The organism is Kribbella sp. NPDC023855 (assembly GCF_040639475.1).
Lineage (GTDB): Bacteria > Actinomycetota > Actinomycetes > Propionibacteriales > Kribbellaceae > Kribbella.
On the sequence record NZ_JBFAAA010000003.1, the window covers coordinates 156945 to 169688 of the forward strand.

At 68.3% G+C, this 12744-nt stretch carries 9 protein-coding genes; 3 read left to right on the forward strand and 6 right to left on the reverse strand.

Annotated elements, in window-relative coordinates:
• Position 1 precedes the first annotated feature (1 nt).
• Positions 2-2452 carry a lamin tail domain-containing protein gene (locus tag AB0F51_RS11445; RefSeq protein WP_360277697.1) on the reverse strand — a complete coding sequence of 817 codons (2451 nt, stop codon included), beginning with the start codon at positions 2450-2452 and terminating at the stop codon, positions 2-4.
• A gap of 188 nt (positions 2453-2640) precedes the next feature.
• Between AB0F51_RS11445 and AB0F51_RS11450 the strand changes: the two genes are divergently transcribed.
• The gene (locus AB0F51_RS11450; protein WP_360277699.1) at positions 2641-3672 is read left to right on the forward strand and encodes an aminotransferase class V-fold PLP-dependent enzyme; all 1032 of its coding nucleotides are present in this window, start codon (positions 2641-2643) and stop codon (positions 3670-3672) included.
• A gap of 44 nt (positions 3673-3716) precedes the next feature.
• Complete coding sequence (locus AB0F51_RS11455; RefSeq protein WP_360277702.1) at positions 3717-4481, forward strand: META domain-containing protein; 765 nt, start codon at positions 3717-3719, stop codon at positions 4479-4481.
• On the opposite strand, the gene AB0F51_RS11460 is transcribed toward AB0F51_RS11455, so the two are convergent.
• From AB0F51_RS11460 to AB0F51_RS11470, 3 genes are read right to left on the reverse strand one after another with little or no spacing between them, the layout of a single operon-like run.
• Positions 4468-7446, reverse strand: coding sequence for a sugar-binding protein (locus AB0F51_RS11460; protein WP_360277705.1), 2979 nt, complete (start codon positions 7444-7446; stop codon positions 4468-4470). The two genes, AB0F51_RS11455 and AB0F51_RS11460, sit on opposite strands and share 14 nt — an antisense overlap.
• A gap of 41 nt (positions 7447-7487) precedes the next feature.
• Positions 7488-8900 carry an NAD(P)H-hydrate dehydratase gene (locus AB0F51_RS11465; RefSeq protein ID WP_360277708.1) on the reverse strand — a complete coding sequence of 471 codons (1413 nt, stop codon included), beginning with the start codon at positions 8898-8900 and terminating at the stop codon, positions 7488-7490.
• 1 nt (position 8901) lies between these two features.
• Positions 8902-9252 (reverse strand): holo-ACP synthase, encoded by a 351-nt coding sequence (locus AB0F51_RS11470; RefSeq protein ID WP_360277711.1) that lies wholly within the window; start codon positions 9250-9252, stop codon positions 8902-8904.
• Positions 9253-9345: 93 nt separating this feature from the next.
• On the opposite strand from AB0F51_RS11470, the gene coaA reads away from it, so the two are divergent.
• Positions 9346-10299, forward strand: a complete 954-nt coding sequence (gene coaA / locus AB0F51_RS11475) for a type I pantothenate kinase (protein ID WP_360277714.1) — start codon at positions 9346-9348, stop codon at positions 10297-10299.
• 100 nt (positions 10300-10399) lie between these two features.
• Here coaA and AB0F51_RS11480 read toward each other — a convergent pair whose 3' ends face one another.
• Together AB0F51_RS11480 and AB0F51_RS11485 are read right to left on the reverse strand one after the other, a co-directional pair.
• A complete protein-coding gene (locus tag AB0F51_RS11480) occupies positions 10400-11347 on the reverse strand; it encodes a hypothetical protein (RefSeq protein ID WP_360277717.1) in 948 nt (315 codons plus the stop codon).
• A gap of 135 nt (positions 11348-11482) precedes the next feature.
• Positions 11483-12676 (reverse strand): MFS transporter, encoded by a 1194-nt coding sequence (locus AB0F51_RS11485; RefSeq protein ID WP_360277719.1) that lies wholly within the window; start codon positions 12674-12676, stop codon positions 11483-11485.
• Positions 12677-12744 lie beyond the last annotated feature (68 nt).

A 12744-nucleotide genomic window follows, 5' to 3' on the forward strand; every position in this document is an offset into this window, starting at 1 on the left:
ACTACTCGTCTACCACTGGGCTGCCCGGCCGGCAGCGCTTCGGCAGCGGATCGATGTCACAGCCGGTCAGGATCCGCACGATCTGCGGGTCGTGGTCGCTGGCCTGGTCGGAGAACTCGGCGTTGATGTGCACGACGCCGTACGAGTAGCCCTTGATCGCCGGGCTGATCGCGATGTGGTCGAGCACCTGCGAGTTGCCGTCGAAGATGTAGCTGTACCGCTCCGCGACGGGCAGCGTGTCGATCAGCGTCGTCAGCTGGGTCCCGTTACCGGTCAGGGTCTGGATGGCCGGGCTGAACTGGTAGTCGTTCAGATCGCCCAGCACGACGACCCGGGCCCGGCCGGCGCTCTTCTCGTTCAGATCCTTGACGAACTCGTGCACCTCCGCGGACTGCTTCAGCCGCTGTACTTCGGAACCGCGCACCGGCGGCTGGACGGCTGCCGTCAGCGGCTGGTCGCCACCCTTGGAGTTGAAGTGGTTCGCCACCACGAACAACTGCTTGTCACCGTCGAAGCGGAACTCCCCGACGAGCGGCTTGCGGCTGGAGGCCCAGGCGTCACTGGTCGGGTCGATGCGGCCGGGCGAGACCGACAGCGCGACCTGGTTGCTGGTCGGCCGGGCGCGGACGACCGAGACGGCCGTGTTCGCGTCACCGCCCGGGCGGTCGACGAACGTCGTACGGGCCGGGTTGAACAGGAACACCTGGCGGATGTTGCCGCCGGGCTGGCCGCCGTCGGTGTCGTCGTTCGGGTCGATTCCGCGCCAGTCGTACGCCGGTCCGCCGGCTGCCTGGATCGCGGCGATGAACTTCGCCACCGTCTGGTCGGCCGCGACGACGGAGTCGTTGGTCGCGCCGTTGTTGTCCTGGATCTCTTCCAGCGCGAGGATGTCGGGCGAGCCGAGGTTGGACACGACCGCCTGCGCCAGCCGGGCGAACTTGGCGGCCGGGTTGTTGGCAGCCAGGTTCTCGACGTTGTAGGTCGCGACGGACAGGTCGCCGGCCTTCTTCGGCGGCAGCACCTTCTGCTTCTTCAGCCCGCCCTCGGTGATGGTGCCGAGCTGGGTCGCCTGCAGGACGTAGCCACCGAACGACTGGTAGTCGAGCGCGCCGGTGGTTCCGGCGGCGAGGGTGGAGCCGACGTTCGCGGCCGGTGCGCCGTTCAGCGCCTGGATCATCAACCGGCCACTGTTCGGGTCGTCGTACGACGTGTAGACGGTGCCACCGCGCGGAGTCGGGTTCTGGTTCGGCTTGAGCGTCACCCACAGCTCGCCGAACTCGGTCTCGACCGGGCTGACCAGGCGCGTGTCCTGGGCCACGGTGATCCGCATGCCCTCGTGCACCTCGAGCCAGTCCAGCACGTAGCTCGACGGCTCCAGCGGCTGCGTCTCGAGGTTGCCGGTCTTCGTGTAGGCGTCAGGGAAGGCCACCGGTACTGCGGCCGGCAACGCGTTGCCGCTGCTGACCTTGATGGTCTTGACCGTGCCGCCGATCTCGGTGAGCGTCTGCGCACCCGAGGCCGGCCGGAACTCGGTGACGCGGCCAGAGACCACGACGGAGTCCCCGATGGCGACAGCCGGCGTGGTGCTGCCGGTGTAGACGAACAGGCCCTCGCTGGTCAGCGGGTCCGCGTCTGCGGTCGGGTCCTGGAACCAGTAGCCGCGCGAGTTACCCGTGACCCGGACTGCCGTGACGATGCCGGGAACGTTCGTGACGTTCGTGCCGACCAGTGAGGAGACCCGGCCGCCGCCCTGGATGTCGTGGATGCGGTGCGGGCCGGGGGTCGGGTCGTCGGGGGTCCCCGGGTCGTCGCCGGCGGTGACGGTGGTGCCGGCGGAGTTCGTCGCCTTCGGTACGCCGGAGGCGAAGTCGGCCGCGTTGTTGTCGGTGTCGATCATCGCGCCGGTCCGCGCGTCGGCCGTCGTGTTGCTGAGCCCGGGGGCCGCGGCTGTCTCGACGTTCGCCGTCGCGCCGTAGCCGACCAGGTCCTTGACGTCCGGTGCGGTCGCGCAGGCGGTACCGCAGCCCACGAGCGGGCTCTGCCTCGTCACCAGCGCGACGACGCCGGAGGTGCTCCCCATCGGGATCGTCCCGATCGCGTCCGGCGTGGGCAGGGCGGTCGTCCCGGCCGCTCCCGCGGCCTGCTGGACGAGGTACTTGCCGTGTGCCGGGATGCTGCCGGTCAGGTTGGTGAGCTGGAAGGTCGTGCCCGTAGCCGACGTGTACTGGACCGACCACGACGAGACGTCGACCGGGCTGTCGCTCAGGTTGGCGAGCTCGATGTAGTCGTTCTTGAAGATCGCGCCGGAGTTGCCGCCACCGCCGTACACGGCGGAGATGACGACGTCGGTCGAGAGGGCGTTCGCGGTACCGGGAAGCCCGGCCGTCGCCGCGATCACGGCCAGCGGGATCGCCGCCGCCACGATGCGCCGGCGCGCTCTGGAGATTGCCACAGGAAATTCGCTCCTAGCTCGGAAAGGGGTTCACGCAGGAGCATGGTGCTATGAAGAGCGGCGCGAAACCAGCGTTGGTGACTATTTGCTTTTCGCTCCCGCGGTGTTCATCTGCTCAAAGCGTTCGTTTGAGCTGACCTCAGCAGGACGGTCTACCGCTTGGGCCCCGCCGGCCCGAGGGTTGAACCATGACGAGCATCGAACAGGCCCAGCGCGGCTTCAGCCCGGCCGGCATCTACCTGAACACCGCCACCTTCGGCTTGCCGCCGCGAGCGAGCTGGGACGCCTTGCAGAGCGCGCTGATGTCATGGCGAGACGGCACCGCCGACCCGGCGTCGTACGACGAACCGCTGGCCCGCGCGCGAGCGGCGTACGGGGAAATGGTCGGCGTCGAACCCAGCCGGATCGCGGTCGGCAGCCAGGTCTCGGTATTCACCGGAATGGTCGCCAACTGGCTGCCTACCAATAGCGACGTCTTGATCGCGGAGGGTGAATTCACCAGTCTGACTTTTCCGTTTTTCGCGCTCGGCCACCGAGTCCGCGAAGTGCCGTTGGAACGCATTGCCGACGAAGTACGCCCGGAGACGGCATTGGTCGCGGTCTCCGCGGTGCAGTCGGCGGACGGCCGGATCGCCGACCTCGGCGCGCTGCGCGCGACCGGCGTACGGGTGCTGCTCGACACCACGCAGTCGGCCGGTTGGCTGCCGATCGACGCTTCCCAGTACGCGTTCACCATCGCGGGCGGCTACAAGTGGCTGCTCACCCCGCGCGGCACCGCCTTCTTCACCGTGCAGCCCGAGTACCTCGACGCCCTCACCCCACTCAACGCCAACTGGTACGCCGGTCCGTCGCCCTGGAGGAGCATCTACGGATCACCCCTGCGACTGGCCGAGGACGCCCGCCGCTTCGACCTCTCGCCGGCCTGGCACTGCTGGGTGGCTGCCGCTCCGGCACTCGAACTCCTCCGGGAAGTCGGCGTCGACGCCATCCACGCCCACAACACCTCGCTCGCGGCCGCCTTCCGGGACGCCACCGGTCTCGCTCCATCCAACTCCGCCATCGTGTCCGCCGAGGCCGATGAGAAGGTGCCCGAGTTGATGGCGGAAGCCGGCATCGTCGCCGGCGTCCGCGCGGGCCGGCTCCGGATGGCGTTCCACCTCACCACCACCGCTGACGACGTGGCGCGCGCGGCCGAAGTACTGGGTGGACATCTTCGGTAGCGGTGCAACGCCGGAGTGCACCTCGGCGTCCGTAGGTTGTGAGAATGCGAATGGTGGGTGTCGCCGCGGCCGGCCTGGTGCTGTTGAGCGCGTGCGGGAACGAGTCTGCGGCCAGCGGTTCGCTGGACGGGAAGTCGTTTCTGTCCGTGAGCGTGACGGAGAACGGCAAGCCCAAGCAGTTGGCGCCGCAGACCCGGATCCAGCTGCAGTTCCTCGACGGCAGCCGGCTGAGCGCGAGCGCCGGCTGCAACTCCATGATCGGCAAGGTGTCGCGAGGTGACGGCAAGCTGACCGTGAAGGACCTCGAGACGACCGGCATGGGGTGCGACCCGGCCCGGCACGCGCAGGACGACTGGCTGGCCAAGCTGCTGCAGGACGAACCCATGTGGAAGCTCGCGTCCGACAAGCTCACCGTCAGCAAGGGCACCACCGAGATCGTCCTGCAGGACCGCGAGACCGCCCAGCCGGACAAGCCGCTCGACGGGACCAAGTGGTCGCTGGAAACCGTGATCTCCGGCGAGACCGCGTCGCACACGGTCGGCTCCGAGAAGGCGTACTTCACGATCAGCGGTGAGCGGATCACCGGCTCGACGGGCTGCAACCACTTCCAGGGCATCGTGGCGAAGTCAGGCGACAAGCTGACCTTCGGCGAGCTCAGCTCCACCCGGAAGGCCTGTGTCGGCGAAGAGGGCAAGCTCGAGCAGACCGTTCTGGCTGCCTTGAAGGGTGAGCGGACCTACTCCATCGAGGCCGACCGCCTGAAGCTTCGCGCTCCCGACGGCAACGGCATCGACCTCACCGCCCGCTGAGCCTGATGTCGAACGCCTGCACCTGGTTCTGCGTTGTCTCGAAGGAGATCAGCAGCCGGCCGTCCTTCGCCATCCGTGCTCGTTGCGCGGCCGTCAATGGGATGGAGAGGCGCTTCACCCCAGTGGTCAGCTGCTGCGTCGTCTGCTTCACCACATGACCGCTCATGTCCGGCGACCAGGGCGGATAGCCGCCATCCGTGACAGCACACGGCGTCAGCCCGTAGTCCGGCGGCGGGTCGGCGGCTGGCGAGCAACTCGTCGTGTAGACGGGGATAGCCCCGATCAGGCCGCTCCAGAGGAACAGGCGAGCCGTCCCCGGAGTACCGGCGTATGTGTAGAGCTCTACCGAGCTGCGACCCAACCCGGCGTACAGGACCTTGAGTTCTGACGTAGGGACGCGACCAGAGATCGGTACGCCGTTGCGTGCAGACTGTGCGATCGTCTGGGGCGACAGTGCGCCGTTGAGGTTGGGGTTGGACACGTTCGGCGGTGCCGGGGTGGTCGGGCGATCGGCGGGTGGCGTGTAGCCGGTGAGGGACGCCTGGCCCCAGCGGTACGGATCGGACTGCACCGAGCCAAGTGCCGACCAACCCAGGCGCGTACTCATGTCGATGTGCCGCAACGTCGTCGTACCGGCTGCCGAGGTGTCGTCGTTGTCGTACGGCGTGATGTTCAGGCCGAGCTTGGCCGGGTCGACCGCAGCGGGGAGCGCGGCAAGCGGGATCTTCACCTCCAGGTCGTAGCCGCCACCGGCGTACGCGTGCGGTGTGGTCGTCTCGTTGCTGCCGACCCACTTGGCAGTAGACGCGACCTGTACGCCGGGGGCGTTGCCGATGCTGAGCGGTCCGGTCGAGTAGCCCTGGTGGTTGTCGGCATCGCGTTCCCAGCAAGGACCGTTGACGCCGTTGCCGTTGCGGTTGCCCGGGTCGTTGGTGAACGGGAAGATGCCGAGTTTGAAGGTGTTCGCGGTGTCCTTGAGCACCTGCGACGCGTTGCCGCGCGGGTCGAGCAGGATCTCCACCGAGTCGGCCTGCCAGTGCCCGACACATTCCTCGGGCGTGACGGCATAGGACTGGTAGTCGTCGCGGACGTGGACGAAGAAGTAGAGCGCATCGTCCGACCAGGTGACCTTCGCAGTACTGCCCTCGCCCGTCGACGAGACGCCGCAGTCGTCAACACCGGTGCAACCGCTCGCGCCCTGCCAAATGCGGCCGAGGTCGAGTATCGGACCGGCGTACTCGCCGGGCGTTGCTGTGCCGTCGACAACCGGTGCGGCCGAGGTCTGGGGGATCGCCGTCTTGGGGACGAGTGAGAGGGTCAGCGTCTCACTGCTGGATCCGGTGACGATCGGGATCTGGACGTTCTGCGTTGCAGGCAAGGCGGTGTCGGTGTTGGTGAGCTGGAAGGTCACCGTGGTCTCCGAGCCCGGCGCCAGCCCTTCGTAGGGTTTCGTCGCCGCGTCGACCGTGAAGTTCCCGGGCAGAGTCAGCGCGACCGTGCCGCTCTGTGGCTGGCTGGACCAGTTGTGCACGACGACCGGCAGCGCGATCGTGCTGCCGACCGGCATCGACTGGACCGCCGCCGAGCGACCGAGCCGGGTAGCCTGCGGCGCCGTACCGGCCAGCCATTCGTCGTACTCCTGCCAGTTCCCCCACCGCTGGAAGCGGCCCTCCGTCGGCGGCACGATCCGTACGACGTTGTCGGTGTAGCCGGTCGTGGTGCTGCTGGTGAAGAGGGCGGAGATCTTGTAGTTCTGGTTGACCGTCGCGGTCGCGCTGGGCGTGACGGTGAAGGTCACCTCTTTGCTGCCTTCCACCTTGCCGACGTCCGCCGCCGGGCTCACAGTCCAGCCCGGCGGCACGGTCAGCTCGGCCTTGCCCGGTTGTAGCGAGCCTCTGAGGTGGAGTGTCGCCTGGAAAGGCTCACCTGCCACGTTGAGGAAGCGCGAGAAGGTCAGGTACTCCAGTGTTCCCTTGGGCAGCCCGCCCGGATCCGGTTTGGTCGCGCCGAACAGGATCGCGTCGTCCAGGCCGGCTTGTGGGCTGGTATTGGGCTGGAACGGTACGAACGACTGGGTCATCGCGAAGCGCGGGCAGGCAGGAGCCGAGTCGCCCTTGTACATCACGCGACTCTGCGTCGGATAGGCCGCGCGTCCTTCGTCCGCGACCTGCTGCCAGATCTTCGCCGACCCGGCCGGCTTGCCCTGCAGGTTCCCGGCCGGCCACTTGTACGGTGAGTCGTAGCCGGTCCAGACGCCCGCGACCGTGTCGAGCCCGCTGGGGACGAACCCGGTGGTGCAGTTGGGCGAGGTGGTCGTCCCGCCAGTGCCCGCAGTACTGCCACCCGAGAACACCTTCTTGACCTGCCAGGTGCTCAACGCGTTCTTGCCCTGCAACTGCTCGGGGAACTTGGTCGGGTCTGCGGCCGCGAGCACGCCTTCCCAGATCAGCCGGCCGGCCTGTTGGTGGTTGCCGTGCCCGGCGTTGAGCGTCGGGGTGAAGCCGATGTAGATCTCCGGCTGCGTCGTCCGGATCACCCGGGTGACGCGGCGCAGCGTCTCCTCCTCGTCCCAGAAGTACTGCGTCAGCGGCGCGCTCTGGTTGTAGAAGAAGTCCACGCGGTCCAGGTTGAAGATGTCGACCGTGCCGGACCGGTAGTGCGCGACCCGGTCCTCGTTCTCCCGGCGCAGTCCGAGCTCCGGCCCGAGCTCGTTACCCGCCGAGTTCCCACCACCCTCGCCGCGGGTGACCATGATGATGCCGCACTTGGTCCCGTACTTCTGGTGCCAGACGCCGCACGGCCCGATGATGCTGGTGTCGTCATCGGGGTGCGCCCACTCCCCCATCACATCGATCTTGGTCGCGCGATCCGCGACGTACGGCGTACTGGCGGCTGCCGCTGTTGTTGCGGGAAGCCCTGCGACGCCGAGCAAGATGGCCAGGGACAGGACGAGTAAGCGCTTCATGTGCGAACTCCTCGGGCGGTGGAGGCACTGGCACCTCTGTCCTACCCGGTTGTTTCCCCTTCAAGCAACACCTGCCGGCTCGCCTCCCGCACCTTTGCCGCGACCTGCATGGCGGTGATCGGACCACCATCGGAAGCCAGGTTGGCCGCAGCGGCGTGCAGGTAGGCACCAACCGAAGCCGCGTCGAGCGGGGTGAGGCCGCCAGCCAGGAGGGCTCCACACAGACCAGCCAGTACGTCGCCCGCGCCCGCCGTGGCGAGCCACGCGCCGGCGTTGGTGTTGACCCGGACCTGGCCGTCGGGCGCGGCAATGACGGTGGTCGATCCCTTCAGCAGGACCGTCACGTCGAAGCGTTCGGCCGCCTCGCGGGCGTGCTTCAGGCGTTCGGACTCGACCTGCGAGCGTTCGACGCCGAGCAGCCGGGCGAGTTCGCCGGCATGCGGGGTGATCAGCACGCGCGGGTGGTCGCCGGTGTCGTCGAGCGCCTTCAACCCGTCGGCGTCGAGCAGCACCGGCTCCTCGCCGTCGAGCAGTTCACGCACCTTGGCGACGTCCAACTCATCACCGAGTCCGGAGCCGATGGCCCACGCCTGGACGCGCCCTTCACCGGCCACCACCTCGGGGTGTACCGCCCGGACGGCCTCCGCGACGGCGTCGGGACCGACGTACCGGAGCATCCCGATCGGCCCGGCCAGCGCGCCCGAGGTCGCGATCACCGCGGCACCCGGATATTGGGCTGAGCCGGCCATCAGGCCGAGGACGCCACGGGAGTACTTGTCGGACTCGCCGGTCGGTACGGGGTAGAGCTTGCGGATGTCGGCCGACTGGAGCGACTCGATCGGCGCGGGGGGCAGGTCGAGACCGATGTCGACGAGATGGACCGGCCCACACGCCGCGGCGGCCGGGTCGATCAGGTGACAGATCTTGTGAGTGCCGAACGTGACGGTCAGTGCTGCCTTCACGTGCTCATCCGGTGTCTCGCCGCTGTCCACGTCGACTCCAGAGGGCATGTCGACCGCAACGATCGGCACGTGGTGTTCCTCGGCGATCTGTACGGCGACGAGCGCGTCCGGCCGGAGCCCGGGCCTGCCGCCGATCCCCACGATGCCATCGACAACGACATCAGCTGTGGCGACATCGTCCGTGGTGCCGACGCGGCCGCCGGCTGTTGTTAGCGCGGCGAGGCCTTCGCGGTGGTACTTGTCCGAGAGCAGGACGGCCACCACCTGAGCGCCGCGGCGGGCCAGCTTCTCCCCGGCGTACAGGGCATCTCCGCCGTTGTCACCCGAACCGACCAGCAGCACCACGCGGGCGCCGTACGTGGAGCCGATGAAGTTGCTGATGGCAACAGCAAGCCCGGTCGCGGCGCGCTGCATCAGCGTTCCGTCGGGGAGCTTGGCCATCAGCTCGGCCTCGGCGGCCCGGACCTGCTCGACGGTGTGGGCGCGGCGCATCTCAACCCTCCAGGATGACGACCGCCGACGCGATGCCGGCGTCATGACTCAGGGACAGATGCAGACTCTGTACCCCGAGCCGCGCGGCCTGCTCGGCGACCGTCCCGGTGATCTCCAGCCACGGCCGGCCGCTGTCGTCGGTCCACACCTCGGCGTCGTGCCAGTGCATCCCGGCCGGCGCGCCAAGCGCCTTGGCCAGCGCCTCCTTGGCCGCGAACCGGGCCGCCAGCGAGGCGGGCGGCTTCTTCGCCTCGGCCTCGGTGAAGACCCGGCCGCGCAGTCCCGGGGTCCGCTCGAGCGTTTTCATGAACCGCTCGACATCGACCACATCGATGCCCACGCCGACGATCATGGGGTCCGCGGTGTGACAACTGCCACACCCACAGTCTCGTTGCCGCACATGCCGGTCAGCGTATCCCCGCCAGGTGTGGGAAGAATGGGCCCCATGCTGCAGCCGTCGCGGGAGGTGACCCCGTACACCGAGCTGGACCGCGCCGCCTGGGCCCAACTGGCCGAGACGACCGAGTCCCCGCTGACGGCCGAGGAGATCGAGCGGCTGCGCGGTCTCGGGGACGAGATCGACATCGACGAGGTCCGCGAGGTGTACCTGCCGCTGTCCCGGATCCTGTCACTCTACGTACGGCACGCCCGGGCGCTGCACAGTGACACCGAGTCGTTCCTGGGCAAACCGGCCGCGGCCCGCACCCCGTTCGTGATCGGCATCGGCGGATCGGTTGCCGTCGGCAAATCCACGACCGCCCGCCTGCTGCGCGAACTCCTGGCCCGCTGGCCCGAGCACCCCCGCGTCGCCCTCGTCACCACCGACGGCTTCCTGTGGCCCAACGCCGAACTCGAACGCCGCGGCCTGATGCTGCGCAAGGGCTTCCCGGAGTCCTACGACCGCAAGTCGCTGCTGCGCTTCGTGGTCGAGGTGAAGTCCGGCATGGACAACGTCGAAGCACCGGTCTACTCCCACCTGCACTACGACCGGATGCCCGACGTCCGCACCACGGTCGAACAGCCCGACATCCTCCTGCTCGAAGGTCTGAACGTCCTCCAGCCCGCCCCTCGTCACGCGGACGGCAAGAGCGGCCTGGCGGTCAGCGACTTCTTCGACTTCTCCGTGTACGTCGACGCGGCGGCCGACGACATCCGCTCCTGGTACGTCCACCGCTTCCTCAAACTCTGGGAAACAGCCTTCCGCAACCCGGAGTCGTACTTCGTCCGCTACGGCGAACTCAGCCGCGAAGAAGCCATCGCCAAAGCCGAATCCCTCTGGGACGGCATCAACGGCCCCAACCTCCGCGAAAACATCCTCCCCACCCGCTCCCGAGCCACCCTGGTCCTCCGCAAGGGCGCCGACCACGCAGTCCGCTGGGTCCGCCTCCGCAAACTCTGACCTCCCTGCGCGCGGGAGGGCGCGTGGGTGCAGGTGCGTCGGGCAAAAACAACCGGGGACGTCGCAGAAGCGGCGTCCCCGGTTGGGTTGGAGCTGAGTGTTACTCGCCGACCAGCTGGTCGTAGTACGAGGTGAAGGGTGCGGTGGTGGTGCCGTTGAAGACGAGCGGGATCTTGCCGTAGGCGGTCATCGCGGTGGATGCGCCGTTGAACTTGCTGAAGGCATACTGCTGGCCGGTGTCGGTGTCGTGGTCGACGCCGACGATCAGCGAGCCGCCGCGGGTGCCGCAGCTGTGGGAGGTCAGCGCCTCGTACGCCGCGAAACCGGTGCTGCGGACGAGCTTGAGGACCGGCTTGGCGTTGGCGGCGACCGGGATCCGGACGGTGTAGATCGCGCCGGCCTTGGTCGTCATCAGCAGGGTGTCGTAGGTCGCCGTCTCGCTGATCACGGTCATCGCCTTGAACGACTTGAAGCCGGGGAGCGAACCGAGCGCCTTGAAGCTGGTGCCGATCTGAGCGTAGCGGTAGAGGCTTCCGTTGGTGTTCAGACCGTACAGGTACGCGTGCCGCGGCGTCGTGATGCTGTAGTTCGAGGTCGCGATGGTGGTGAAGCTGGTCCAGCCGCTACCGACCCGGGTCGCGCTCGGCGTGATGGCTCCGTTGCTCAGGTTGACGTAGGACGTCTGCCGGTACAGGTTGGCGCCCTGCAGGAACAGGCCGGAGAACCAGGCGCGGGTGCCCGTGCTGTTGCCGGTCAGGTACCACGTGCCGGACGCCCGGGTGCCGACGAACTGGAAGTCGTTCCACTTCTCGGCCTTCGGCGGCTTGGACGGGGTCACGTCGGCGTGCTGCGCAAGCCCGGACGGCTGCACCCAGCCGACCCAGCTCGCGCACTCGGCTGCGGCGGCCTTGACCGTCGTCTGGGACTTCTCGCCGAGCTTGGTCTTCCAGGACGGGTTGGGGTCGGCCGCGGCGGCCGTGCCCGAGACGGCGGTGGCGGCGAGTAGGCCGGCGCCGGCCAGTGCGAGCGCGAAGCGCTGCAGTTTCATGTAGGAGTCCCCCTCCAGGGCAAAAAGTCGATATGTCTCGATCGAGACGGGGTGACCCTAGCCTGCGAAAGAGTCACTCGCGAAAACCTTTCCACCAGCTTGAAATCGTCCGCCTACCTCGGGTGCGTACCGTTGTCAGCTGGTCGCCCGCAGTGAGGCTTTCAGGGCCGGAACGATGGCGAGGGCAACGATCGCGGCGGTGAGGCCGAAGGCGAGGGAGTAGCCGGTGCCGGCGACCACGAAGCCGAAGAGGATCGCGCCGATGCCCCAGCCGCCGTCGTACGCGAGGTTCCACAGCGCGCTGACCTGGCCGTAGCGGGACTTGGGTGAGCGGTCGTACATGATCGCCAGCGTCAGGTTCTGCGCGGCGCCGAAACCGATGCCGAAGAGGGCGGCACCGACGATGATGGCTACGGCGGTGCCGACGAAGATCAGCGACGCGGCGCCGAGCGCGGCCAGCAGGATCGCGGGCGCCAACAGCTTCGTCGGGCCAATCCGATCGCCGATCCGGCCGGCCAGCCATCGGGCGCCGGGAGCGGTGATCGCCTGGAGCAGCAAGGCGACGGCGACGGCGAAGTGGCTGTCCGATCCCAACGGCAGGAACGTCACGCTGATGCCCGCGGCAACGGTCACGGCGGCGAACACGAAGGTCGGCATCAGCAAGCCACTCCCCCGCAGCCCGCCGAGCACCTTCACGTGGTGTTCTTCGTCGCCGGTACTACGGCGCGGCATCCCCGGCAGCATCGCCAACCCGGCCAGCGAGGCGACGGCGGCGAGGACGAACAACGCGTCGTACCCGATCACGTCGGTCAGGTAGACGCCCAGCGGCAGACCGATCACGGCCGGGAGGCCGACCACAACGCCGTACACGCCCAGCCCTTCGCCGCGCCGGTGGGCCGGGACGAGTTCGGCGACCAGTGCGACCGCGCCGACGACCATGATCGCCAGGCCGGCGCCGCGAACCACGCAGACGCCGAGCACGAGCGGCAGCGACGAGGTGAACAGCAGCACGAGGGACGGTGCCCCGAGCAGTACGAGTCCCAGGCCGAGGGTCCCGAAGTACCCGAATCGCCTGAGCATCCGTGGCAGCAGCAGCTCCATCGCCACGGCCGACAGCATCATCGCGCCGGTGGACAGGCCGGCGCCGACGCCTCCTGACCCGTTGGCCGCGAGGTACAGCGGAACCACCGAGGTCAGCAGGTACATGCTCAGCCCTGACCCGAACACCATCACCAGCAGCCGGGCGAAGCGCGGCGTGACGAGCCGTTCAGCGGGGACAGCCAGCGGCGAAGGGGTCGGGGTCGGGAGCTCACAGGCGAGATCGGACATGACTTCACCGTAGGAGCGGACCGGTCTTGCCTACAGAGCCGATTCAGCCACAGGAGAGGGGACCAATT

Coding starts and splice junctions, on each gene's coding strand:
- AB0F51_RS11450 (WP_360277699.1), top strand. CDS start 2,641: ATGACGAGCATCGAACAGGCCCAGCGCGGCTTCAGCCCGGCCGGCATC.
- AB0F51_RS11465 (WP_360277708.1), bottom strand. CDS start 8,900: ATGCGCCGCGCCCACACCGTCGAGCAGGTCCGGGCCGCCGAGGCCGAG.
- AB0F51_RS11455 (WP_360277702.1), top strand. CDS start 3,717: ATGCGAATGGTGGGTGTCGCCGCGGCCGGCCTGGTGCTGTTGAGCGCG.
- AB0F51_RS11480 (WP_360277717.1), bottom strand. CDS start 11,347: ATGAAACTGCAGCGCTTCGCGCTCGCACTGGCCGGCGCCGGCCTACTC.
- AB0F51_RS11485 (WP_360277719.1), bottom strand. CDS start 12,676: ATGTCCGATCTCGCCTGTGAGCTCCCGACCCCGACCCCTTCGCCGCTG.
- AB0F51_RS11460 (WP_360277705.1), bottom strand. CDS start 7,446: ATGAAGCGCTTACTCGTCCTGTCCCTGGCCATCTTGCTCGGCGTCGCA.
- AB0F51_RS11470 (WP_360277711.1), bottom strand. CDS start 9,252: ATGATCGTCGGCGTGGGCATCGATGTGGTCGATGTCGAGCGGTTCATG.
- coaA (WP_360277714.1), top strand. CDS start 9,346: ATGCTGCAGCCGTCGCGGGAGGTGACCCCGTACACCGAGCTGGACCGC.